At 58.0% G+C, this 25,605-nt stretch carries 16 protein-coding genes; 14 read left to right on the forward strand and 2 right to left on the reverse strand.

What is annotated here, in order from left to right:
- Nucleotides 1-184: 184 nt before the first annotated feature.
- The 7 genes from H7C18_RS20405 to H7C18_RS20435 all read left to right on the forward strand — a co-directional run bounded on the left by H7C18_RS20405 (nt 185) and on the right by H7C18_RS20435 (nt 10,266).
- Entirely contained in the window at nt 185-958 is a 774-nt protein-coding gene (locus tag H7C18_RS20405; RefSeq protein WP_185130953.1) for a GntR family transcriptional regulator, read from the forward strand.
- 203 nt (nt 959-1,161) lie between these two features.
- Nucleotides 1,162-2,853: an extracellular solute-binding protein gene (locus tag H7C18_RS20410; RefSeq protein ID WP_185130954.1), complete on the forward strand. Its 1,692-nt coding sequence runs from the start codon at nt 1,162-1,164 to the stop codon at nt 2,851-2,853.
- 19 nt (nt 2,854-2,872) lie between these two features.
- Nucleotides 2,873-3,808 carry an ABC transporter permease gene (locus H7C18_RS20415; RefSeq protein WP_185131005.1) on the forward strand — a complete coding sequence of 312 codons (936 nt, stop codon included), beginning with the start codon at nt 2,873-2,875 and terminating at the stop codon, nt 3,806-3,808.
- An 18-nt stretch (nt 3,809-3,826) separates the two neighbouring features.
- Nucleotides 3,827-4,726 (forward strand): carbohydrate ABC transporter permease, encoded by a 900-nt coding sequence (locus tag H7C18_RS20420; RefSeq protein WP_185130955.1) that lies wholly within the window; start codon nt 3,827-3,829, stop codon nt 4,724-4,726.
- 28 nt (nt 4,727-4,754) lie between these two features.
- Nucleotides 4,755-6,755 carry a CehA/McbA family metallohydrolase gene (locus tag H7C18_RS20425; protein ID WP_185130956.1) on the forward strand — a complete coding sequence of 667 codons (2,001 nt, stop codon included), beginning with the start codon at nt 4,755-4,757 and terminating at the stop codon, nt 6,753-6,755.
- An 88-nt stretch (nt 6,756-6,843) separates the two neighbouring features.
- On the forward strand, nt 6,844-9,630 hold the full coding sequence (locus H7C18_RS20430) for a phosphodiester glycosidase family protein (RefSeq protein ID WP_185130957.1): 2,787 nt from the start codon (nt 6,844-6,846) through the stop codon (nt 9,628-9,630).
- Nucleotides 9,631-9,762: 132 nt separating this feature from the next.
- Nucleotides 9,763-10,266, forward strand: a complete 504-nt coding sequence (locus H7C18_RS20435; RefSeq protein WP_185130958.1) for an MgtC/SapB family protein — start codon at nt 9,763-9,765, stop codon at nt 10,264-10,266.
- 455 nt (nt 10,267-10,721) lie between these two features.
- On the opposite strand, the gene H7C18_RS20440 is transcribed toward H7C18_RS20435, so the two are convergent.
- Complete coding sequence (locus H7C18_RS20440; protein WP_185130959.1) at nt 10,722-12,731, reverse strand: glutaminase family protein; 2,010 nt, start codon at nt 12,729-12,731, stop codon at nt 10,722-10,724.
- 366 nt (nt 12,732-13,097) lie between these two features.
- Here H7C18_RS20440 and H7C18_RS20445 point away from each other — a divergent pair, with 366 nt between their 5' ends.
- From H7C18_RS20445 to H7C18_RS20475, 7 genes are all read left to right on the forward strand, one after another.
- Entirely contained in the window at nt 13,098-14,732 is a 1,635-nt protein-coding gene (locus H7C18_RS20445; protein ID WP_185130960.1) for a response regulator, read from the forward strand.
- Entirely contained in the window at nt 14,725-16,512 is a 1,788-nt protein-coding gene (locus H7C18_RS20450; RefSeq protein ID WP_185130961.1) for a cache domain-containing sensor histidine kinase, read from the forward strand. Before H7C18_RS20445 ends, H7C18_RS20450 begins: the two co-directional genes overlap by 8 nt.
- Nucleotides 16,513-16,686: 174 nt before the next feature.
- The gene (locus H7C18_RS20455; protein WP_185130962.1) at nt 16,687-17,583 is read left to right on the forward strand and encodes an ABC transporter permease; all 897 of its coding nucleotides are present in this window, start codon (nt 16,687-16,689) and stop codon (nt 17,581-17,583) included.
- A 26-nt stretch (nt 17,584-17,609) separates the two neighbouring features.
- The gene (locus H7C18_RS20460; RefSeq protein ID WP_185130963.1) at nt 17,610-18,503 is read left to right on the forward strand and encodes a carbohydrate ABC transporter permease; all 894 of its coding nucleotides are present in this window, start codon (nt 17,610-17,612) and stop codon (nt 18,501-18,503) included.
- Nucleotides 18,504-18,580: 77 nt separating this feature from the next.
- Nucleotides 18,581-20,281 carry an extracellular solute-binding protein gene (locus tag H7C18_RS20465; protein ID WP_185130964.1) on the forward strand — a complete coding sequence of 567 codons (1,701 nt, stop codon included), beginning with the start codon at nt 18,581-18,583 and terminating at the stop codon, nt 20,279-20,281.
- Between the two features lie 27 nt (nt 20,282-20,308).
- Complete coding sequence (locus H7C18_RS20470) at nt 20,309-22,357, forward strand: endo-alpha-N-acetylgalactosaminidase family protein (protein ID WP_185130965.1); 2,049 nt, start codon at nt 20,309-20,311, stop codon at nt 22,355-22,357.
- 83 nt (nt 22,358-22,440) lie between these two features.
- A complete protein-coding gene (locus tag H7C18_RS20475) occupies nt 22,441-24,225 on the forward strand; it encodes a right-handed parallel beta-helix repeat-containing protein (RefSeq protein ID WP_185130966.1) in 1,785 nt (594 codons plus the stop codon).
- A gap of 463 nt (nt 24,226-24,688) precedes the next feature.
- On the opposite strand, the gene H7C18_RS20480 is transcribed toward H7C18_RS20475, so the two are convergent.
- Complete coding sequence (locus tag H7C18_RS20480) at nt 24,689-25,402, reverse strand: sulfotransferase (RefSeq protein WP_185130967.1); 714 nt, start codon at nt 25,400-25,402, stop codon at nt 24,689-24,691.
- Nucleotides 25,403-25,605: the final 203 nt, after the last annotated feature.

The following is a 25,605-nucleotide window of genomic DNA, read 5'->3' on the forward strand; positions in this document are numbered from 1 at the left end:
ATCTGCGATTGAATCAAACAAAAGCCGCGTTTCGGACAGCCGAAATGCGGCTTTTTTTTACGCAGCGATAACATTTTTTAACATGAAAGAGATTGACAGCTCCATTTCGATGTTATAATGTTATAACCAGTTAAGGCCCATTGGACACATACTGTCCGGATATCATGTCGATGGAGGAATGCTATTGCTGGACGACAATTTGCCGATGACGCTGCAGTATCAGCTGCGCAGCAAGCTGTTGGAGAAGATTGAGAGCCGGTTCTGGTCTCCGGGCTCCCAAATTCCAAGCGAGCGGGAGCTGTGCGACGAATACGGAGTCAGCCGCATAACCGTGCGGGAAGCGCTCAAGGAACTGGTGCAGGAAGGTTACCTGGTCCGCAAGCAGGGCAAGGGCACCTTCGTCTCGTTGCCCAAATTCGTCAACGAACTGTCGAGCACGTACAGCTTGTCCCAGGAAATCGAGAAGGAAGGACTGTCGTCCGACTTCCAGCTGATCAGCTTCAGGAAATGCAGCCCAACCCAACAATTGAAGGCTGTATTCGCCTTATCCGCTACCGACAGCCTGTACGAAATTACGCGTCTTCGGTCGATCGGCAGCGAGCCGTTTGCCTGGGAACGAGCGTACACGCCATGTTCCCTTATGGAAGGAGCGGACGAAGAACAGCTGCAGAAGGAAGGGCTGTACTTCACGATTTTCCGCTGCTCCGGGTTAATGGCAGAGGAGGCCGAGGTGGAGGCGGAGGCCGTCAATTGTCCTGCCGATATTGCCGCCCAGCTTCAGCTCAAAAAAAACTCGGCCGTTCTCCACCTGACGCGGGTGACGACGGCCCAGAACCGATGCGTCGAATATTGTGAAAGCTACATCCGCAGCGAGAAGTACAAATACAAGTACAAGCAGACGCTGCGGAAGAAAGCTTTTTACGACGACGCTTATGCGGACCGCATGGACGGGAAGTAACAGGACGCGCGGGAAAAGAACAAATCCAGGTCGTTCTGAAGAACGACCGGATTTTTCCAAATAACCATTGGACCGGGGAGGTGTTTTTGGCGCAAATTTCAAAATTCGCGATTGGAAGCGGAACTAATTTCAGAAAATTATGACAACTAAAAGAAAAGAATCATGATCGAAATGAAAAAGCCAATTTTTTGGGAGGTATTTGCTTGAAAAAGGTTTTTTCCGGCGTCACGGCGATTCTGCTTTTGTCTGCAGTCTGCCTGACCGCATGCAGCAACAACGATTCGACTTCGACCGGCAGCGTTAACGCCAGTACAGGCTCGGCCACGAGTGCTCCATCCTCCGATCCGGGGGCGAATTCGGGCGCCGGCAATGCCGGCACAGCGGCAGGTCCGGTGAACGAAACCGGGTTCCCGATCGTCAAGGAGCCGATTTCGCTGTCCGCGATGGTGCTGCTCAGCCCGGCGCAGCCGACGGATTGGAACGACATCCTTGTATGGCAGGAATACGAGAAGATGACCGGCATTCATATCGACTGGGACGAGAACACGGCGGCGGACATTACGGAGAAACGAAATCTTGCGCTCGCCAGCGACCAACTGCCGGATATTTTCTACCGGACGAAAATGCCCGACAGCGATGTCGACAAGTATGGCGCCGACGGTTCCTTCCTCAAATTGAACGATCTCATCGACAAATACGCGCCGAACTTCAAGGCGGTCATGGAGAAATATCCGGACGTCAAGAAAGGAATCGCGACCGCCGACGGCAGCATCTACGCTCTGCCGAGCCTGACCGATTCGCCGAGCATCGAAATTACGAAGAAGCTGTTCGTTAACAACAGCTGGCTGCAGAAGACGGGCAAAAAGATGCCGACGACGACGGACGAGCTGTACGACGTGCTGAAGGCTTTCCGCGACGGCGATCCGAACGGAAACGGCAAGCAGGATGAAGTGCCGATGACGGCCGATTCGCTCGACGACATCATGCTTGTGCTGCAAGGCGCCTTCGGCCTCGGCAATAAAGGGACGGGCAACGGCAATTGGGATGTCGATCCCGCTTCCGGCGAGCTGCGCTACTTCCCCGCAAGCGAAAGCTACAAGGATTTTCTGACCTACCTCCACAAGCTGTATTCGGAAAACCTGATCGACAAAGAAATTTTCACCAACGACGGAACGAAAGTGCTGGCCAAGAACGATCAGAATCAAGTCGGAAGCTTCTCGTTCAGCAACGTTATCGCCCGCGCCAACGCGAATGCCGGCGACTATGCCGGTCTTGACGCAGCGCTCGCCGGTCCGAACGGCGACCGGTTGTTCACAAGCGCGCGCGGCCATATCGGCTCGCGAGGCGCATTTATGATCAGCAAGACGAATCCTTATCCCGAAGCGACGATGCGCTGGATCGATTATTTCTACGGCGATGAGGGCATCCGGATGCTGTACTTGGGGCTGGAAGGCAAGACGTATCAGAAAAACGCGGACGGCAAGTACGACTTCCTGCCGGAAATCGTCGGCACGATTCCGGAGGGCTCTTCCTTCGACCAGGTCGTCTCCAAATACGTTCCGTATGCGGGCGGTTCCTTGCCTACGCTGATTTATGAGGATTACTTCAAGGGCGGCGAGACCGAACCTTCGGCCAAGGCGGCGGCGGAGCATCTGAGACCGTTCCTGCCGGAAGAGTTGTGGGCGCCGTTCAGCTTCACGGCGGAGGAAGCGGCGGACAAGCAGACGTTGGAATCGGATATTTACGGGCTGGTAAAGCAGCGCACCGCGGAATTCGTCCAGGGCAAAGCATCGCTCGACGACTTCGACAAATACGTGGACCAGTTGAAGAAGATGGGGTTGGGCGATCTGCAGAAGATTTACAAAGCCGCATACGACCGTTACAGGGCGAGCTGACGGATTGAAAAGCGCCGACATGACATTAGGCTCGGAAGGAGGAGATCGGAAAGTCGTGCTGCCTCGTTCGATACGCAAAAATTGGGATTTGTATTTGCTCGTATTGCCCGTCGTCGTCTATTTTATCCTGCTTAAATATTTGCCGATGTACGGCATTCAGATCGCGTTCAAGGATTTCTCCGCTTCGAAGGGCATTTGGGGCAGCGATTGGGTGGGCATGAAGCATTTCATTCGCTTCTTCCACAATTACCAGTTCTGGACGCTGATCCGGAACACGGTGGAAATCAGCGGCTTCCAAATTCTCGTAGGATTTCCGATACCGATTCTGTTCGCCCTGCTCGTCAACGAGGTTCGCGGCAGATGGTTCAAGAAAAGCGTGCAGTCGATCGCTTTTATGCCGCACTTTCTGTCCACCGTCGTGTTGGTCGGCATGGTCATGGCATTTCTATCGCCGTCGACGGGTCTCGTAAACCATGTGATTCGCCTGTTCGGCGGCGAGCCGGTCTATTTTATGACGGAGCCGGCGATGTTCAAATCAATCTATGTGTTGTCGGACGTATGGCAGAATATGGGCTTCAGCTCCGTCCTCTATATCGCCGTGCTGGCCGGCATCGACAAGCATCTGTACGAGGCGGCGATGATAGACGGCGCCAGCAAGCTGAAGCGGCTCGTCCATATCGCGATTCCTTGCCTCGTGCCGACGGCGGTGATCATGTTTATTTTTCAGTTCGGGACGATCATGGATATCGGCTTCGAGAAAATTTATTTAATGCAGAACGATTTGAACCGCGCGTCGTCGAGCGTCATTTCGACCTACGTGTACGAGATGGGACTGCTCGGATCGCAGTTCAGCTTCTCCGCCGCGGTCGGGCTGTTCAACTCGGTTATCAATTTGGGACTGATTCTTATCGTCAATCAATTGGCCAAGAGAGCCGGCGGCACCAGCTTATGGTGACGGAGGGAGGATAAAGCGATGGATCATGCCGGAAGAACGTCAAGCCGGGGAGATCGTCTCTACGATTTCGTCATCTATGCGATTCTGACGGTCATCATGCTCGGAACGCTATACCCGCTGCTGTATATCGTCAGCGCCTCCTTCAGCGATCCGCTCTCTATCGTCAAGGGAGAGCTGTGGCTGCTGCCGAAGCATGTGACGCTAGGCGCTTACGAGAAGGTGTTCCAAAATCGCGACATCTTGATCGGTTATCGGAATTCCTTAGTCTATTTGGCCGTCGGTACGGCCATCAACATCATGATGACAACGATGGGCGCTTATGCGCTGTCCCGGAAAGATTTGCGAGGCCGCTACGTACTCGTCCTGATTTTTACGTTTACGCTGCTGTTCAACGGCGGTCTCGTTCCGACCTATCTGGTGTACAAAAATATGCTCGGCCTGTACAACAATCTGTGGGTGATGGTCATTCCGAGCGCCGTCAGCGTCTGGAATCTGATTATCATGCGGACTTACTTCCAGACGTCCATCCCGTACGAGCTGCAAGAGGCGGCGTTCATCGACGGCTGCAGCAACGTCCGCACGCTGACGAGCGTCGTGCTCCCCCTGTCGATGCCGATCATCGCCGTGATGACGATGTATTACGGCGTCGCGCACTGGAATTCGTACTTTACGGCGCTTATTTATTTGGACGACGATTGGCGGCAGCCGCTGCAGATGGTCATCCGGAGCATTCTGATTCGGGAGGACATGGGCTCCATGACCGGGGGCGAAGGCGAGAGCCTTGTCGAGCAGCAACTGCTTGTCGAAGGAATGAAATACGCCGTTATCGTCGTATCGAGCCTTCCGATGCTGCTGCTTTATCCGCTGGTTCAAAGGCATTTCGTCAAAGGCGTGATGATGGGAGCCGTTAAGGGCTAAGACAAAATTGCTGAGTGGGTGAATTGCGATGAAAGAGGTTTATCCGAAGGACAATTCAGGACAAGAAGCGCTTCTGCTCAGCGCCGGCAAAACCGCCACCGCCGAGCACGAGCTCGAAGGCTGCGAGGCCGGGAAGGCGATCGACGGGCGCACCGATACCTGCTGGGCGGGAGCGCCTTATTACAAGTGGTGGAAGCTCGACCTGGGCCGAATCTGCGACATCGAACGGATCGTCATCGGCACGACAGCGGGGGCGGACGGCTACTCGCATTATTATATCGAATGCAGTCCGGACGATCTGAACTGGGAAACCGTTGTCGAGAAAGCGGACGGGATGGTCTCTCCGGAAGGGGGGGATCGGTACGACGATTCCTTCGCGGCCCGGTATGTGCGGGTGACCGTTACTTACTGCTCTTCGGGGGAAGTTGCCCGAATCCGCCGCTTTGAAGCGTACGGGCGGCCGCGCGGAGCGGGACGGGCGGAAGAGGATTCGAAAGGGAAGATCGGGACCGGTATGGAAAGCGCTTCACCTCAAGGGGCGCAAGGCGTGCAGCCTAAAATAACGCCCTCCAAGTTCTTCGCGCTGGACTTTGACGAATCGTCCGGCTTCGAGGAGACGGTGGTCGACGATATCGAGCCGGGGCAGCGGGACCGTGTGCTTGCGGGCGGCGAGGCCGGCAGCTATCTGATCTATCGCGGCGTCGATTTTACCGAAGTCGGCGTCAATCAGCTGCGCGGACAATTCGGCTTCGCCGATCTCGACAAATCGAAGAGGGTGACGCTGGAAGTGCGTGCAGGCGGGCCGGACGGCGAACGTATCGGCGAGCTCGTGTTGTTTAAGCAGTGGAAGCGTTGGTCCATTTTGGCCGGTCGGCTGGAGCATGACGATCCGCGAATGCTCACGGGTGTTCATGACATCTGCCTGGTCGTCACGGAGGCCTCTCCGGGTCAGCAACTGATGATTCACTGGTTGGCTTTTGTAAAGAGAGCGCCTCTGCCGTCGCCACGGCCGCGCCCGGCTGCGCTGCCCGCTCCAGCGAACGGCCAATACCAGATTTTCTTCGGCAATCTGCACAGTCATACCGGATTTTCGGACGGCATTGGCGTTCCGGAATACGCATATGATTATGCGCGGTATACGGCCGGACTCGACTTTCTGGCGATTACGGAACATAGCAATTTGTACGATCATTATTTGGACTGGGAGAAAAGCCGCAAATGGGCCGACATCCGGCGGACGGCCGACCGCAAGACGGAGAACGGCGCCTTCCTCGCGCTGTTCGGCGCAGAGACGACGTGGTACAACCAGTTCGGACATATGAACACGTACAACATGGACTTTTTTATCAATGCCTACGAGACGCAATACAACGATATTCCGACCTATTACGAGACGGTGAAGCAGTATCCCGATTCGATCCAGCAGTGGAACCATCCTTGGTCCTGCGGCGACCGCCATCTGGACGGCTTTGCTCCCTACGACGCGGAACTGGACGAGGTGCTGCATATGCTCGAGATCAACACGATCGAATCGAAGGAGCTCGGCGGCCTCTATTATTATATCAAGGCGCTGGACAACGGCTGGCATGTCGCGCCGGTAGGCAGCCAGGACAACCATCATGGCCAGTGGGGGACGGAAAACACGCTGCGCACGGCGATCCTCGTCGAAGAGCTGACGAGAGAGCATTTCTACGACGCCGTCAGGCATCAGCGGGTCTACTTCACTTCGGCGCTTCATCTCAAAGTATGGTTCAAGGTGAACGGCGCCGTGATGGGATCGCGTATCCCGCAGGCCGACAGTCTCGATATCGAGATCAAGGCTTTGTTTGGCGTCGATACGGGCAACCGAATCGTCAAAGCGGAACTGATCGGGGAGCGCGGAGAAGTGCTGCATACGATCCGGCATGACGGCAAGACGCTGGAATGCTTCGTGCGGCTGCCGGGCGGACAGCGCTACCTATTGGCGAAGGTTTATCAGGAGGACGGCGAGTTTGCGGCGACGGCGCCGGTGTGGCTGGAGTCGAAATAAACGAAAGCGGCCCTGCACGGAAGAGAGACAGTGTCGGAACTGCGGGCCGTTTGTCGGTATCAAATTGAGAAAACCGGGAGGAATAGTAATGAAACAGATACGAAAATTGGCGCTTTGGCTCTTGTCCCTCATACTGATGCTATCCCTAATCTCGTTTAGCCCGCTTCCACACAAAGCTTCCGCCGATGCCGTCGTCTCCATCGACAGCCAGGCGGACCTGGAATTGATCCGCAGCAATCCGGACGGCGACTTCCGGTTGACGGCTGATATCGAGATGTCCGGACCGTTCACGCCGATCGCCTCGTTCAGCGGGACGCTGGACGGGAACGGGCATCTCATTTCCGACCTGACCATTACTGGGAACGCAAGCCAGACCAAAGCCGCCTTCATCGTCGATAACGAAGGGTTGATCAAAGGAATCGGCTTCGTCGACGTGGATATTAGCAGTCTCGATACGAACTCGACTTACTGGGCGAGCGGCATCGTCGGGACGAACAACGGGACGATCGAGGAAAGCTTCGTGACCGGCACGATCTCCGGCGGCTACCGCAGCGCGGGCATCGCGATTACGAACCGCCATATCGTCCGAAACGTCTACGCCGTCGCTTCCGTCGACGCCCTGGTGGAAAGCGGCGGGCTGGTGGCGGTGTCCGAAAGCGGCTCGACGCTGGAGTCCTCCTATGCGGTCCCGGACGTTCATTCCGACACGAACAATACGGGCGGCATCAGCGCTTATGCTTATACGGGCGCGGTCATTCGGAACAACGCGCTTCTGGCCGGCTCGATTGACAACGGCAGCGGCAGCAATATCGGCCGCATCACGGGACGGCTTAACGGCAGCCCGACGTTCCAGAATAACATCGCCTCATCGAATGCACTCGTCCAGGGCGCAGCCGTGTCCGGCGGCACTGCAAGCAATAACCAAGGTTTGTCCGTTACCGACGCGTCGCTTCGTTCGGAAACGACCTATGAAACGACGCTGGGCTGGGATTTTTACTCCGTATGGGAAATGAGCGCCGCCTTGGGACGGCCGATTCTGCGCGCGGAGGAGAGCGCGCCGACCGAAATCGCGACGGCGGCCGATCTGAACCTGATCCGGAGCAATCCGGCCGGGGATTACAAGCTGGCCGACGATATCGAGCTGACCGGCAAGTTTACGCCGATTGCCTCCTTCAGCGGTACGCTGGATGGAGACGGGCACACGATTAACGGATTGACCGTCACGGCCGATTCGACTCATCCGAAAGCGGCGTTCATCGCGGTCAATAACGGCATTGTCAAAAGGCTCGGGCTCGTCGATGCGGCCGTCGTCGGCGACAGCGGCGCTTCCGATCATTGGGCGGCCGGCATCGCTGCCGAAAATCACGGCACGATTCGGGAAAGCTTCGTCACCGGCGTCGTCACCGGCGGCTATCGTAGCGGCGGTATCGCCGCCGATAATTTCGGCATCGTCAAAAACAGCTACACCGACATCATCGTCAAAGCGAAAGTGGAGAGCGGATCGCTGGTGGCGGTATCGGAAAGCGGCTCGACGCTGGAATCGTCCTATGCGAAGCCGAACGTCTACTCCGAAGTGAACAATACGGGCGGCATCTCGGCTTACGCCTATACGGGCGCCGTCATCAAGAACAACGCGCTGCTGGCCGGCACTATCGACAATGAAAGCGGCGGCACGATTTCCCGAATCACGGGAAGGGTGAACGGCACGCCGACGTTCCTGAACAATATCGCCTCGTCGAACGCGCTTGTTCAGGGGGCGGTTGTGACCGGCGGCACCGCCACCAACAACAAAGGGCTGTCCGTCACCGATGCGGCGCTCGCCCTTCAGTCCACGTACGAAACGACGCTTGGCTGGAATTTCGAACAGGTATGGGAGATGGATGCCGCAACGGAACGTCCGGTGCTGCAATATTTCGGCGCCGTTCCCGAACCGGAGCATAATCCGATCATTTTCCGGGTGCTGCGGGACGAGACGGAGTTGCTCTCGACCGGCGTCGATCATAGACAAATGGATTTCGTCGATGCGAACGGTTTTGTCCAGAAGGCCAATATCATCGATGTCGACATCAGTCTGCCGCAAAACCATATTATCGTCGGAGTGAAGGACAACCAAATTCCGCCGACGGACGCGAACGGCGATTACATCCGCACGGTCGATGCCGAAGGCCATGACGTCATTAAGGGGAACGTCGCCGTGCAGGCGGCTACGACCGTTATCCCGGGGGAGAAGGTCGTTGCGGGCGTTAATGGCGAGTTTTATACGGAGCAAGGGCCGGAGGGGTATATGATCAAAGACGGATCCTCGATCATCAACGGAGTCCGCGTTCCCGGAGCCGACGGCAAGGATTACCCGTTCCACGGATTTTTCGGCATCAAGGACGACGGGACGGCGATGATCGGCAATTACGCGGCCGACTGGGAAAACAACAAGGACGATCTGTACGAAGCTTCCGGCGGACAGTATTGGATGGTGAAAAACGGCGTCGCGCAAGACTTCAACGGGTTGGTCATCTCCGATCCGTCGGATCCGAATTACGACGAGCAGACGTATTACCGCCATGCCGACCGGCATCCGCGGACCGCTGTCGGCATCCGCAGCGACGGCAACGTGTTCTTCGTCGTCGTCGACGGGCGCGGCGCCAACGGCTCCACCGGTTTTTATATCGAGGAACTGGGGCTCTATATGAAAGAGCTCGGCGCCTATCAAGCGCTCAACATGGATGGGGGCGGCTCTTCCACGGCGGTGACGCTGAACGAAGGCACGGGCGAATACGAGATTCGGAATACGCCGATCAATAAAGTGGACGGAGTCGATACGCCGGGAGTACCGCGAGACGTCTTTTCCTCGCTGCTTGTCCTTACCGACGAGAATTAAAGTTCGGAGCACTTCCTTCATTCGTTTATGCGGGCGGGCGGCTGCGCCAAGGCGGCCGCCCGGCCGAACGGAATGAAGGATTTTTTTACGGCGTGACGTAAAGCTGCAGAAGGTGAAGGAGGTTCTAAAACGATGGCGGAGCATTTTTCCCAGCATTACGAAATCTATGTCCGAGTAAGTTTAAGCGCCTTTCTAGGATTCATTATCGGTTGGGATCGCCAATCCAAGAGCAAACCCGCCGGGTTGAAAACGTACATGTACGTTTGCGTCGCGAGCGCGCTCATTACGCTGGTGTCCATTTACAGCGCCGGACGGTTCAGTTCCCTGTTCGAGCATACGATGATGGATCCGATGCGGCTGGCCGCACAGATCGTGTCCGGGCTCGGTTTCCTCGGAGCCGGTGTGATCCTGAAGGACGGCTTGCAAGTGAAAGGGCTGACGTCGGCCGCGATGATCTTGTTCGTCGGAGGCGTTGGCATTGGCATCGGGGCGGGGTTCTACGCGCTCGTCATCTTCGCGGTGGCGCTCTGCATGGCATTGGCGCGAATCGCAAACTTGATCGAGCGGCATATGGTCAAGAGGGCGAAACTGCTCTCCGACAGCGCCCATTCGGATATGCATGAGCTGGCCGAGTAACCGTCGGGGGAGCTTCAGCCCCGTACCGCAAGCTTACAGGATGCCAATCGACCGTGCAGCAGCGAACGGGCTTGCCTGATGAACGTCCTCTCCGCATCGGACAGGGCGTACTGTCGCGGCATCAGCGCATCGGGCAGAGCGTTCACCCTTTTCCAATTAGTCTGCGTGGACCGTTTTAAATCAAACGGAAAACCTGCAACTGTGCAGGCTTTTCAGCCGATTGTGCGGCTTCACGCAGAAATGCCTGCAAATGTGCAGGCATTTCTCTCATTTGGCTCCGTTAAACCGGCTCCGACCTCAAAAACTGCAGATTTGCAGTTTCGGCTCCGAGTGTAGACGTAGACGGGTGAAAAAACTGCAGATTTGCAGTTTTGACTCGGAATGTAGAGGATAGGCGGCGAATGGAGGAAACTGCCCTCGAACTCTGCCGTCAGCAGACAACGGGAATCTCCGGATCAACCGGAAACGAGCAGCCGCCGGTCCTTCAGCAACTTAATGAACAGGCCGCCGACGACGCTGCGGTGCTGGAAGTTCATCTGCCGCGCGTTGTCGGTGCGGTGCCAATCCGAATACGGCACGCGGTCCGGCGTCTCGTCGGCGTACGTCCAGAGCGGCTCGACAAGGGCGCGGAAATCGGCATCGTCGTCCGCGAGCGCGGCGGCCCAGACGAGCCAGTCGGACTTCGTGTAGTTCTCCCGGCTGTCGAGCGGCGTGCCGTAGCGCTGGCTCATCCGCGAATACCAGCCGACTTCCTTTTCCCGCACGCTCGGGCTGAACAGTTCGGTACCGAACAAGACGTCCCAGATCAGATTGTATTTCAAGCTCCAGGTGCCGTCTTGGCCGAAGGCCAGCTTCGCATGCCCCTCGTCCTCCGCCAGCTTCTCCCAGGCGGACGCCATCTCGCGCGCCTTCGCCATGTAGCGGGCGCCTTCCTCTTCATGGCCCGCAAGCCCGCATAGCAGGGAATAGGCGGCGACGCCCATGACCGCTTTGACCGACAAATTCGCGTTGCGCGCGAGGTGGCCGGCGAAGTCGTCGGTGCACAACTGGTTCTCGGGATCGAGGCCGTGCTCGGCCAAGTAGTCGGCCCACGTTCCGAGAACGTCCCATTGCTCCAGCGCGAACGCGATCTGCCCGTCGGCCAGCGTTGCCGCCGCGGTCATGATCAGCATGTTGCCGCACTCCTCGACGGGCATTTGGCCGTCCAGATTGTGCGCGTACACCTGCCCGTTCGCGAGCGGGTACTGGCCGACGTCGTGCGGGGCGAATTCGAACACCCAGCCGTCGCCGGCGGCGAACCGGAACACCGGCCTCATCATGGCGCGCACCAGCTCGGGGTTATAAAGCAAGAACAGCGGAATGGACGGGTAGCTGACGTCTACGGTGGCGATGCAGCCGTTGCTGTAGCATTCCTTGGACATGAACAGCAGGTTCCCGCCGGAATCGGTCACCAGCTTGTGCGCGGCGATCGCCTGGCGATACGTCAGCGCCAGCAGGTCCGCGTAGCGCGGGCCGCCGGCTCGCCCGGCGTCCGCCAGCAGCTGCCGGTCGAACGCGTCGCAGCGCTCGCGCAGAGACTCGTATTCCGCGAACGCGGCGGCGATCATCGCTTCCGCGGACAAGCCCTCGCGCTTCCAGTAAGCGGGCCGGGGATCGCCGAAATATTCGATCGCCAGCACGTCGTCGTAGGCGAGAACGAGCAGCCGGGACGCCGGGGAAGAACCGATCGCGCCCAGATCGAAGGTAGCGGCCAGGACCGGACTGCCATCGCGAGCCGCGCGGGGCATGGCGAAGCCGTCGCGGATGGCCGGCTCCTCTCCGCGCGCGAAGCTTTTGCGCATCGAAGCCGGGCCGATGAACGTCTCGGCGCCGGCGGTTTCCGGAACGGCCAGATAGAAACGGCCCCATTCGATCCGCAGATCGTCGCCGGAGCGGGTGAGCGGCTGTTGATGCTCGTGCTCCATATGGAGCAGGCGCAAGCCGCTCTCTCTTCGTTCGCCCCAGACGACGCGCTGATCCGCGCTATCGACGCACCATTCGCCCGTTGCGTCGAAGTAAAGCTGCACGTCGTGGGACCGCCCGTCGACGGACCGGACATCGAACGCGACGTAGGAAGCGGGGCGGGAGAGCAGGTCCAGGTCGTCCGGCAGGAGCGGCGTCGTGAAGCGAACGGTCAGCGCGACGCCGTCCGCCTCGAACTCGTAGCGGGTCGTGAGCGGAGAGACCCGGACATCGAGCTGGCGCATCGGAGACGGCTCGGTATAATAAAGCTCGGCGTCGGGTTCGACTCGGCCCGCGAAACGTCGGACGTTGCCGTCGATCCGGATCAGACCGGTCATCGCATGCCGTCTGCCCGTCCAATGACGGGTGAAATCGTCGGTCAGCCGATCGGCCATCGACCAAACGCTGAAATAAGGATCGACGGCGACGAGGGGGACGGCGGGAGGACGCAGGACATCGTTCATGAGCAGTCTCCTTTTTGATAAAGGTAAAATATACATATATTAAATATATCATTATTTAGGTCGGTCGACTAGTTCGTAAATCATAATGAATATATCATAAAACCGGCGGCATCCGGGTAGACATTGCGCTCAGGCAGCGCGGCGGCGTTCAAGATCACGATGATGGCGGACGTTTTTCGGCGCTCCTGCTTCGCTTTTGTACCAGCAAACCTTAGAATTGTCCCATAGGTCCCGATTTCCCGCGGTGCTATGCTGGGGAGACAGCGCAGGCGCGCGCTTCGGAACGTTTGACTTCCGCCTGCGCATGGAGAACAATAAGGAACGGCCGTAACGGCCAATCGGACTTGCGAGAGGAGGGCATGGCCCTTGCATACGATCCTGATCGTCGAAGACGAGCCGAGTATCCGCAACGGACTCGCGCGGCATTCGGTCTGGAAGGAACTCGGAGCCGGCCGCGTACTGGAAGCGGACGACGGCTTGTCCGCGTTGGAGCGAGTCCGCGAAGAACCGGGGATTCGCCTCGTGCTGACCGACATTCGCATGAAGAAGATGTCGGGCCTCGAGTTCATTCGGGAGCTGTACGAGACGGTTGATTTTCAAGGCAAAGTGATCATTCTGAGCGGTTACGACGATTTCCAATACGCACGAACGGCCATGAAATACGGCGTCGTGGATTATTTGCTCAAGCCGGTCGACATGGCCGAACTGGCGCGGGTGGCGGGCAGAGCGCTGGTCCAGCTGGAGAAAGAGAGCCGGCAGCTCGAGAGCCTGCGCATCATGGAGAGCGCCATGCCGAAGCTGAAGGAGGAACTGCTGCAGCGGCTGGTCGAAGAGCCGGAGAACGCCGGGGCGCTGCCGGGCTTGAGGACGGAGCTGGCTTCGTACGGCTTGACCTGGCTGGCGTCAGATACGCTCGTCATCATGGTTCTCGAAGCGAACAATCTCCGGGCATCCGCCTCCGGAGAGAGCGCGGCCGATCGGGACCTCGTCTTTTTCGCCATCGGCAACGTGGTGGAATATTCGTTGTACGAATATGTCGGAAAAGCCGGGCCGTACGTGAGGTTCCGCTCTTCCCGGCACGACAAGTGGATCGTCATCTTCGGGGAGCCCGCGGAAAACAAGGAAGGCGTCCGCGCGCAGCTGATCGAATGGGAATCATCGATACAGGCGAGAATGAGCAAATACGTCAAAGTCGATGTCGGCATCGCCTTCGTCGCGGGCGGAGCGGATGCGTCGCCGGGCGCGCTCTATAAGGAGGCGCTGGAGAAGCTGGAGCGAATCCGCCTGTACGGTTCCGCGGAGGACGGCGAGGAAGGGGAAGCGGGGGAAACGTTCCGGGAAGTCGATCTGCGGTCGGGCGCTCCCGCGCTGGTCGATTTGCTGCGGCACGGAAGCCCGGGCGACATCTCGGAGGCGGCGGCGCAATTTCCCCTGCTCGTGCGGGAATGGAACGTAACGAAGCGAGGGGAGCTGCATCGCCATGCTTTCGAGTGGCTGCTTGAAATTTTCGAAGCGGCCCATAAAGCGGGCTGGAAGCAGGACCATTGGAGAAGGGATCCGCTGCGGCTCTGGGAAAAGATTCAGGCCTTCGACACGGTGGAGGCGCTGCAGAGCTTCGTGGAAACTCAGCTGCTCCAAGTGGGCGAAGAATGGCGGGAGATGCCGCGGAATCAGGTGCTGCAGGCGGCGGAGAGGTACATTCAGGACCATTATACGGAGCCGCTCACCGTCCAGGCGATTGCCGATCACGCCTACGTGACGCCGGAGTGGCTCAGCACTTTGTTCAAGAAACACCACGATTCGACCGTGCTCGATTACATCACCCGGCTGCGCATGGAGAAGGCCAAAGAGCTGTTGCAGGACGTCGGTCTCAAAATCTACCAGATCGGAGGAAGGGTCGGGTACCGGGACACGGTCTATTTCTCCAGGCTGTTCCGGAAGCATGCGGGAATGACGCCGAAGGAGTACCGCAATCAGAAGGGGATTCGGACGGATGAGTGAGAGGTTCCGCTGGAATTTGCGGTCCATGCGCTTCTGGGTCATGTTCGTTCTATTCGTGCTGATCGTCGTTCCGTTCCTGATGGTCGGTTATATCGCGCTGTCCAAATCGGAGAAGACGATCCGCCAGACGAACCTGGACGCCGTCGTCCTGACCGGGAAAAATCTGAACTACTACTTCCACTACGTTCAGAACGAGCAGGACAAGCTGATGGCCGGCGAAGACATGCAGCGGCTCATGAGCCGCGCCAAACAGCTGCAGACGGACGACGTCGCCTTCACGGACGAGCTGCTCTCCTATATCGACGGCGTCAACTACTCCAACCAATTGTTCAAAATCCGCGTGCTTCCGCTCGATCCGACCGTCATGCCGACGTACTTGGGGTCCGTGTACGGCATGACGAACGTGGGCGCCCAGGCGTGGTACCGGGACATCGTATCCACCGGACGGTCGTACTGGAAGGTGTTCGAGCCTGCGGAGCTGCCGGGCGTCATCCTGGAACCGACGCTGAGCAGCGTCAAGAGACTGCACAGCCTCAAAACGTTCGAACCGCTCGGCGTGGTGGTCATGGACATCCGGCCCTCCGTCCTCGCCGACTTCATCTACCCGGTCAAACAGTTTCCCCATCAGAACCTTCTCCTGCTTACCAAGGACAACCGGCTCGTCTATTCGGCCAGCGGCAAGTACGACGATTCGGTGCTGGAAGGAGGACTCCTCCGGGCGCTCGAGCATCCCGCGAGTTCGACGACTTTGATCTATGGCGGACAAAAATCGCTGCTCAACGTCACGTCCCTGCTCGAAGGCGAGCTGAAGCTCGTCAGCCTTACGCCGGTCAGCGATCTGGACAATCCCGTCTCCGTCTTGAGCCGGCTGAACTATACGTTTCTGCTGTTCTACTTTTTGCTGTCGATATCCCTGGCCGTCTATCTAACGGTGAAGTACACGAACCCGATCTCCTCCCTCGTCCGGGAGATGAGGGCTCTCGTCCGCCACAGCTTCAGCGAAGCGGCCGTCACCGAATCGCGCTTCGCGTCCAGGCGCGACGAGATCGGCTGGCTGTACCGGGGCATGTACAACATGATCGGGGAGATTCAGCGGCTGCTGAAGGAGACCAAGGAATCCGAGAAGCGCAAGAAGCAGCTCGAATTCGAAGTGCTGAACTACCAGATCAACCCTCACTTCCTGTACAACACGCTGGAGACGATTCGCTGGAAAGCGGAAGCGCGCGGCGCCGGAGACATCGGGGAGATCGCCAGCTCGCTGGCCGCGCTGTTCCGGCTGACGCTGAACCGGGGCAAGGAGATGACGACGGTCCGCCGGGAGCTGGAGCTGCTGAAGTCTTATCTGAGCATCGAGAAGGCGCGTCAGGATGCGCCGATCCCGGTCACGTTCCGGGTGGAGGAGGAGATGCTGGACCTGCCGCTTATGCGCCTCATTCTGCAGCCGCTGGTCGAGAACGCGATCCGGCACGGGATCGCGGTCAAAGGAGACGAAGGCATAATTCTCGTTCAAGGCGGCCTCGAGGAGGGGAAGATCGTCTTCCGCATTACCGACAACGGGCCCGGCATCCCCGAAGACATCCGGGAGCGCCTGCTGGACCCGGATGCGGCGTACCGGCGCGAACGGGAGGGCGGGCTCGGGCTGCTCAATGTCCATGAGCGGCTGCGGCATTACTTCGGCGAGCCTTACGGGCTTGAAGCGATCAGTGAGCGAGGCAGAGGAACGACGATCGTGCTGCGCCATCCGGTCCTTTCGGCGGAATGGACGGCGACGGAGGAATAGACGCCGAATCTTCTTCAAGCTTTTACGGAAAAACGGTCTCCGCCGCGGAGGCCGTTTTTTCGCTGCGCGCGCAAGAAGGCAAAGGATTAGATTCGTAACAGTAAACCTTAGACTTGTCTCGTATCTGGGCCGGCGGACCGGATGCTATGCTGGTTTGCGGGGAGGGAAGGGACGATGCAAACGTTCAAGTCGCAAATGGCGCTTCAACTGATGATTTTGCCATGCATGCTGTTTCTGCTGATTTTCGCCTATGTTCCGATCGCCGGGAACGTGATCGCCTTTCAAGAGTTCAATCTGTCGGCCGGTTTTTTCCACAGCCGGTTCATCGGTTTGGCGAATTTCTCGGAGATGTTCGCGGATCCAAGCTTCTATATGGCGATGAAAAATACGGTTATTCTCAGCCTGCTGAACATGCTGATCGTCTTTCCGGCGCCGCTGCTGTTCGCGCTGATTATCAACGAAATTCCGTTCCTGCGGTTCAAGAAGCTGGTGCAGACGAGCAGCTACCTGCCGAATTTCATCTCGTTCGCGATGGTCGCCTCGATGTGGATTTTCCTGCTGGATCCGAAGGGAATGGTGAATCAGTCGCTGCTTCTGCTGCACCTGGTCAAGCATCCGATCGAATTCTGGACGGAGCCGGGGCTGTTCCGGCCGTTGTCCGTCGTGATCGGCATCTGGAAGGGAGTCGGCTGGGGGGCGATCATCTACCTGGCGGCGATCTCCGGCATTAATCCGGACCTGTACGAAGCGGCCAAGATGGACGGGGCGGGACGAATCAAACGAATCGTCCACATTACGCTGCCGAATCTGATCCCGCTGTTCTCGATTCTGTTCATTCTGAACATCGGGACACTGTTCAGCGGCAACCTGGACCAGTCGGTGCTGCTCGGCAACTCCTTCAACAAGGAGACGTCGTACGTGATCGAATACTACTCCCTGCAGATGGGGCTGGAGCTTACCCGCTATTCCTATGCGACCGCGGTCAGCTTTTTCCAATCGGTCATGGCCGTTCTGCTGGTTCTGATCGCGAACTGGTTCTCCGGCAAGGCGTCCGGCAACCGCCTATTTTAATTCAAGCCGAACGGAGGGATTGTTTGATGCACGCTCGCATCAGGCTGACGGCGGAGGACAAGGCCGTAAACGCGATTGTGATGATCGTGTCCGTCCTGGCGCTGCTGGCCACCTTTTATCCGATTTACTATCTGCTCATCTACTCGCTCAACGATCCGATCGACGCGGCGGGCGGCGGACTGTACTGGTACCCGCGAAAGTTCACTTTGGAAAACTTCGGCTACGTGTTCAAGAGCGATCAGCTGCTTCATTCGTTTCTCGTCACCGTTGCCCGCACTTTGCTCGGTACGGCCGCCGGCGTGCTGTTCACCGCAACCGCGGCATACGCGCTGTCGAAGGAGCGTCTGCGATTCCGCAAAGCTTACTCGATCATCGGCCTGATCACGATGTATTTCAGCGGCGGCCTCATTCCGAATTACTTGCTCTATCAGAAGCTGCAGCTGCTCAATACGTTCTGGGTGTACATTATCCCGGCGCTGTTCAGCATTTACAACGCCTTGCTGTTCATGGCTTTCTTCCGGCAGATGCCGGCCGAGCTGGAGGAGTCGGCCAAGGTGGACGGCGCGGGAGATTTCTATATTTTCGCCCGGATCATCCTGCCCCTCTCCAAGCCGGTGCTGGCGACCGTCGCCCTGTTCGTGGCCGTCAACCACTGGAACGACTGGTTCTCCTCGGCCTATTACGTATCGAACCAGAATCTGTGGACGATGCCGACGATCATCGTGCGGATGCTCTCGGACAACTCGATTATGGACAACATGAAGAATATGTCCCCGGGCATGCGGATGGACCCGCTGTCCACGCTCCAGGCGATCAAATACGCCACCTTGATCGTCACGATTCTGCCGATCACGATCGTCTACCCGTTCATTCAGAGATATTTCGTGCAGGGCATGATGGTCGGCGCGATCAAGGCGTAGCGCCCGGGAACGGTATCGGAGGCTCGCGGGCCTTTTGATATATACTTTGAAAGGGATAAAGGGGAGGAAACGAAGCAATGGGGAAAAAGACGAAGAGCTTGTCCGTCTTGTTGACGGTCTGCGCAGGGGCAGCCTTGCTCGCGGGGTGCTCGGGCAAGGGGAACGATGCGGCAGGCAGCGCCGGCAGCGCGTCGCAGCCGGCCGGATCGGCGGCGGCATCGTCGCCGGCGGAGACGGCGGGCGGCGACAACTCGCCGGTGACGCTGAGCCTTTATTCGGACAGAGCTTGGTATAGCGACTGGACGGGACCGGGCGCCAAGCGGATCGAGCAGAAGACGGGCGTCTCCTTTACCGTCAAAAAGCCGGTTCAGGACGACAGCGACGGCAAGGACATCGCGCTGATGATCGCGAGCAACAGCCTGCCGGACGTGATGGTGGTCGACGCGAACAACAAGATGCTTCAGCAATTGATCGACGGCAATTACTTGTACTCCATGGATGAATTGATCGACAAGTACGCGCCCGACCTCCGCAGCATTCTAAACGAGCAATACGGGCCGGAGCTGCTGACGAACTTCAAGGAGAAGGACGGCAAGACGTACAAGCTGATCTCCGGCTACCAGACGGAGAAATATTTGGACGAGGCGAAGAAGTATGCCGGGCTCGCACCGGTATGGCTGCCGCAGCTCGTCGTCCGCAAGGATTATTACGACGAGATCGGCCGGCCGGACACCTCCACGCCCGAGAAGTTCTTGGACGCGCTTGAACAAATGGCCAAAAACCATCCCGACAAAATTCCTTACCTGGGAGACAAAAGCCAGCATACGGGAGATTTGAGCTGGTTCGCTCCCCAGTTCGGCATCGAACCCTATTACTTGGACGGGAACGAAGTCAAGAACACCATCCACGATCCGAAGTGGAAGGAAATGCTCAAATTCGGCTACGAGATGGCCGGCAAGGGACTGCTGACGAAGGAATCGTTCGTCAACACGAACGACGTGACGGCCCAGAAGGTCGCGGCCGGCGATTCGATCGTCTGGGCGTACAACTCGACGGCGGAGGACGCCGCGCCGCCGAGAGACAATCCGAATACGAAGTTCGAGATGCTGCAGCCGTTCGAATCGTACATGTATCCGACGGTTCCGACCGGCTGGATGGCGCTCGTCATTCCGAAGAGCAACAAAAATCCGGAGCGCACGATGAAGCTGCTCGAATACGCGGCTTCCAAGGAAGGCCAGACCGACTTCTTTCTCGGCGTTCAAGGGAAGAGCGCGGACGACTTCCAAAGCTTGGCCGACGGCCCGCACTTCTACTACGACTCGTCGGTGCCGAACGACTACTTCCCGGAAGGCAAGCCGACGTATACGAAAAATTTCGGCGACGCGCTAAACAAGGATTGGAACGGAACGTGGAACCAGGTCGATTTCGGAGAGCACATCATGCTGATCGACAACTGGGCCATCGCCAACACGGTGCAGTGGAATCCGTCGGACGAGAAGCGGGCCGCTTACGACAAGCTGATGGCGCCCAAGATGAAGTTCTTCCCCGAGTTCAACTTCAAGATCGACAGCGCGAGCGACCTCGGCGTGATCGACGCGAAGCTCAAATCGTTGAAGGAAGATTACGTGACCAAGCTGGTGTTCGCAAGCTCCGACGCCAACTTCGAGTCGACGTTCAACAGCTTCGAGAAGATGGCCGATCAGCTCGGAGTCGCCAAGCTGGAGGCGGAATATACGCGGCAGTACGCGGAATTGAAGCAGAAGCTCGGCAATCCGTAAGCGGCGCTGAGGGTTGGAGGAGAACGCATGTACATGCTGGAAAATGAATCGCTGGCCGTTCGCTTGCGCGAATGGCCGGGCGTTCAAGATTATACGCACACACCGACGGATACGAAGATGCAGGGTTCCGGACCGGACGGCAGGCTGGCCGTAGACGGGACAACGACGGATTGGAGCGAGTGGGACATCGAATTTGCGATGTCCCCCGACCGGACGGCTGCGAATTACGGGCTGAGTCTGAGGCGCACGGGGCTGCAAATCGCCATGGATTACCGGCTGGAGCGGGCAGCGGTCGAACTGACGGTCACGGTAATCGACGACCGTTCCGCCCCCTTGAACCGGTTGGATTGGATCGATCAGCCGCTGCTCTCGTGCGAGAATCCGGAATTCCGCTTTGAACGGACGGAGATTCGGCAGAAAAGCTGGAAGCTGATCCCGGGCGGCGGAAGAGGCTTGTACGACCGCAAACGGGTCGTCGACAAGATCGGCGACGCCGTTCCGGACCTGGCGGACGTCCCGACCATGCACGCCTGCGCGTTCGACGGGAAGCTGTGCTGCTTCGTGCAGACGAATTACCCGGTGCTTCCGCTGCTCAGCCGGTTGACCGAGGATCGGCGCTACCGCGGCCGGTCGGGCGGATTCGCCATCTCGCCGGGAACGTACCAATACCGGGTTCGCAACCGGACGATGGAGCCGCTGCGGCTGAGAACGGTGTTCCTGGAAGACCTCAACGGCGACGGGGCGGCGGACGAGTGCGATTACCACCTGTGGATGAACCGGCAGTTCCCGGATGCCGATCCGTTGTACAAGGAAGCGGTCTGGTACCAGGTGTTCAACGCGGAGAAGGAGCGGGGCGTGCTGACCACCTTCAAGGAGACGCTCGAAATCATCCGTCAAATCCATAACGTCACGGGAGGCGTTCCCCAGATCGCCTATCTGATCGGCTGGCAGTTCGACGGTCACGATACGGGTTACCCTTCGCTGAACCGCATCAATCCGAAGCTCGCCGAGCAGCCGGAGCGCGCGCGGGAGGAGCTGGAGGAGCTCGTCCGCCGCGCGCGGGACGAATACAACTGCATCGTCAGCTATCATATCAATCTGGACGATGCGTACGTCGACTCGCCCGACTGGGATCCGGCGCTGCTGAGCCGCGATCCCGACGGCTCGCCGCGGCTTTGGCTCGATACCCCCAAGCAGCGGGCCTATCACCTCAACCATACCAAGGATGTCGAGAGCGGCCAGGTGTTCCGGCGAATCGACGAGTTCCTGCAAGCTGTGCCCGTATCGCGCACCGTTCAGGTGGACGCGCTGCGCAATACGAACGCCAGCTGGGAGCCGGACGGCGGCTATATCGGTCCGTTGGAGGAGCTGGTCTGCGGGATGAAGCCGATCCTGGCGTACTTCCGCGAGCGAGGCATCGACGTGTCGACGGAAGGGCAGAACGGCATGCCGATCGAGGACGCCGGCCTGTTCAGCGCTTACTGGCATTATTCGCCTTCCTTGATGTACCACGGGAAAATCGTCGGAGGCGGCAGCGTCGATCTGAACGCGGTCGTCTGGGGAAAAGGGGCGTCCTTCGATTCCGACATTCTTTACCGGGGAGAACCGACCCGGCTGCTTGGGGAACAGTTCCTGGCGAACGACTTCGAATCCAAGTGGGAGCAGATCGTCGACATCCTCTATCTGGGCTCCTTGCTCTATCAGTTCTATCTATCCAGAGAAATGGTCGAGTGGCGGGAAGACGAGGAGCGCGTCTATATCCGTTACGCGGACGGGGCGACGGTGAACATCGGGAAGGCGACGGAGCGGCTCGACGTCCGTTGGGGACGGCTGACGATCGCCGACAACGAGGATCGCTTCATTCCGCTCGGGGATCGGGTCTATCTGTACAGCCGTCAAGGAAGCGACCGCGAATGGGCGCTTCCCGAAGAGTGGCAAGCCTGTGAATTCGCCGCTTATCGGATGTCCGGCGACGGCAAGAAGCGGCTGCGGGAATACCCGGCCGGCGCCGAATCGGTTCGGATTCGGCTGGAGCCCCGCGTTCCGGTGATTCTGGAAAAGAAAGAATTAGCTTGACTTATGGCCCGCCGTGCCCCGACGATGTTGCCGGGCCGGCGGGCGTTTCTATCGAGCGGGAATAAAAACGAGAAAGGTTGGCGATGATGCGAGAATTCAATCCGGAACCGACTGTCATCCTTCTGACCGACTTCGGCGCAAGGCCCGATTCGGGCGAGGACGCTTTGCCTGCGATGAGGCGTGCTCTGTCGGCGGCGGCCGATGTGGACGGACCGGTCGTGCTGCAGTGCCCGCGCGGCCGCTACGACTTTTATCCCGGCGATGCGGTGCGTGTTCCCCTGTATATCTCCAATACGGCCAGCGAAGAGGAGTGCCCGGATACGATCAAGACGGTCGCGCTTTGGCTGCAACGGATGAGCGGCTTCACCCTGGCCGGTGACGGTTCCTTGTTCGTGTTCCACGGCAAAATGACGATGTTCGCGATGGAAGACTGCGAGGACATCGAAATCCGCGATGTTCATATGGACTATGAGCGGCCCACGGTCGTGGAGATGACCGTAGCGGGAAGGGGCGAGAATTGGCTCGACCTTGCCGTGCACCCCGACGCCGGATATGTCATCGAGGACGGCAAGCTGGTCTGGCTCGGCGACGGCTGGCGTTTCCGCGACGGTCCGATGCAGCAGTACGATCCTGAGCGGGGGACGACCTGGCGGATCGACAATGGGGTCGTGCAGGCGAGCCGGGTCGAGGAACAGGGGGTCGGGCGGCTGCGGCTGCGTTTCGCCGGCCCCGCTCCGGACGTAGCCCCCGGCCATGTGCTGCAAGCCCGCGACGGCATTCGCGACCAGGTCGGCGCGTTCCTCCATCGAAGCCGAAATATCCGCTGGCGGCGCGTCGGCATGCACTTCATGCATGGTTTGGGCATCGTGGGCCAGTTCAGCGAGGAGCTGAGCTTCGAAGACGTGACGATCGCGCCCCGGCCCGAGACCGGGCGGACCGTCGCCGGCTTCGCCGACGGCATCCACCTGTCCGGCTGCCGGGGGCGCATCCGCATCGAAGGCTGCCGGTTCGAAGGGCTGCACGACGACGGCGTCAACGTGCACGGCACCCATCTGCGGATCGTCGGCGTCGCCCCGCCGAATCGGATGACGGTGCGGTTCATGCATCCGCAGAGCTACGGGTTCGAAGCTTTTTTCCCGGGGGATGCGATCGAATTCGTCGACCGCGACTCGTTGGTCGCCTATGGCGCCGGGGCTGTCAAGACGGCGGAACGGCTCGGCCCGCGCGAAATCCGGCTTACGCTTGAAGAGGCGCTGCCGGACGGCGTCAAGGCCGGGGATGCGGTCGACAACGTCACATGGACGCCCGAGGTGTCGATCGTCGGCAACACTTTCGCGCGAATCCCGACAAGGGGAGTATTGGTTACAACGCGCCGCAAGGCGGTTATCGAGAACAACCGGTTCGAAAGAATGCCCATGAGCGCCGTTCTCGTGGCCGACGACGCGCGGAGCTGGTACGAATCCGGTCCGGTCAGGGACCTCGCCGTCCGCGGCAACGAAATGATCGAATGCGGTTGGCTCGGTCACCCGGCGATCGCCGTCGTTCCGGAGAATGCGGTGGCGGACCCGACCGCGCCCGTCCATCAAAACATCGTCATCGAGAACAATCGCTTCCTCATGCGGGACAATGCCGTGCTTCATGCCCGAAGCGTCCGCACGCTCATCTTTCGCCATAATCGGATGGCCGTGCGGGATGCCGGGGAAGATTCGGAAGCAGCCAAGACGAGGTTCGTTCTGACGGCCTGCAGCGAGGTTGTCATTTCTGACAACAAGACGGAAGGAGATCGGCCGCTTGGCCTCGTCCAAACGGAGTCGATGGGCACGGACGGCTTGTTCGTCTCTCCCGATCAAGGACTCTTGGTACTTTAGCGGCCGGAGGACGCATCGCCTGAACAGGAAATTCTCCACATATGCTCACGCGATAACGTTTTTTTGGTCCATATACCGGAAAAGCTCCCTATATCCGCCGACAGATCCCCGAAACGGGCGAAATGAGCGGAATAAGGGGAGCTTTTCCCGTTTGGATGAGGAGTAGGACACTGAGAGGCTGACTGAAAGGAGCTTTTCCCGTTGACGTCTCGCCGGGCGTTCTATTAAGCCGGGTTCCGCTGTCTCGCCGGCATCGTGGGGGCGAGCGGTTATAGATCGACACAACGGGCGGGCCAACGACACGAACGGCGAATTCGAGTATCTCGGCATGCATCTGTCCGCTATGAACGAGTCGCTGCTGTCACTCCAAAACGAATCAGCGGCGACTAAAAGCGTTTGAAGTGATCTTCGGCTTCTCCCCATACCCCGGGAGAAATTATTCATCCTTACCTTTTGAGCACGACTAAGTGTTGCCTTTCATTCTTTCGATAATGTCGACCGTTTTATTTAACCATGGAAAATCATTATAGGGGGGATTCTCTATACCAAGAAAAGAGCAAAATTTTTGAAATGAACCGAATTGGGACAGATTAATAATTAGTAAATCATTCGGCCGGTCTTTAAAGTATTCTATGATTTCTTGATTATACTTTTGATAGTGACGGATTAAAGCTTTTTTGTTATAAGGATCATTTTCGGGGATATCATACAAACAACGATTGTATTCCCATAACCATCCCTTGTATATATAATTACTGTTCAATAAATCCTCTTTGGTCATTATTTTCCCATTATTAAATACTGCGCTATGGAATTTTGTGAGTGAACGATACCACTGTTTAGGATCATCACGTAAACTTAGAATAAATTTACTATTTGGATACGCCATATCAAGGTGTTTGAATGTACCAGGCATGCTAAATGGGAAATCCTGAAATACTTCGGCTGACTGGCAATAATGAATGATGGCTTGATAATTGCCAGACAAATAATCTTTCATTAACTGCTCGGCACGACGTTGATCGCCGGTGGTGTAGCCCAAATCTTCGAATGTTTTTTTCAAGGAAGACGTTCCCGTTTTATTGCAACCAATGCAAAATATTTTATTGCTTCCATCTCTTTTATCATCGCAATCTGAACTATCTGATCCGTCACTAAATACTCTCTTTCTCATCATAGCTGGATTCCACCCCCAGTAAGTGTTTATAATGGCCGACTTTTTGATATACGATCGTCGACTTTGCGCCGTCCGGTTTGAGATCATTGTATGAAGTCATATCCTTCATGTTGAATCTGTTCAGTTCATGTGGATGGCGATTTTAACGTGAATTACTGGACGAATTGAGCGGCAGCATTATCCGTCCTCGGCGGGGGAAGCGA

Source organism: Cohnella zeiphila (genome assembly GCF_014212055.1).
Lineage (GTDB): Bacteria > Bacillota > Bacilli > Paenibacillales > Paenibacillaceae > Cohnella > Cohnella zeiphila.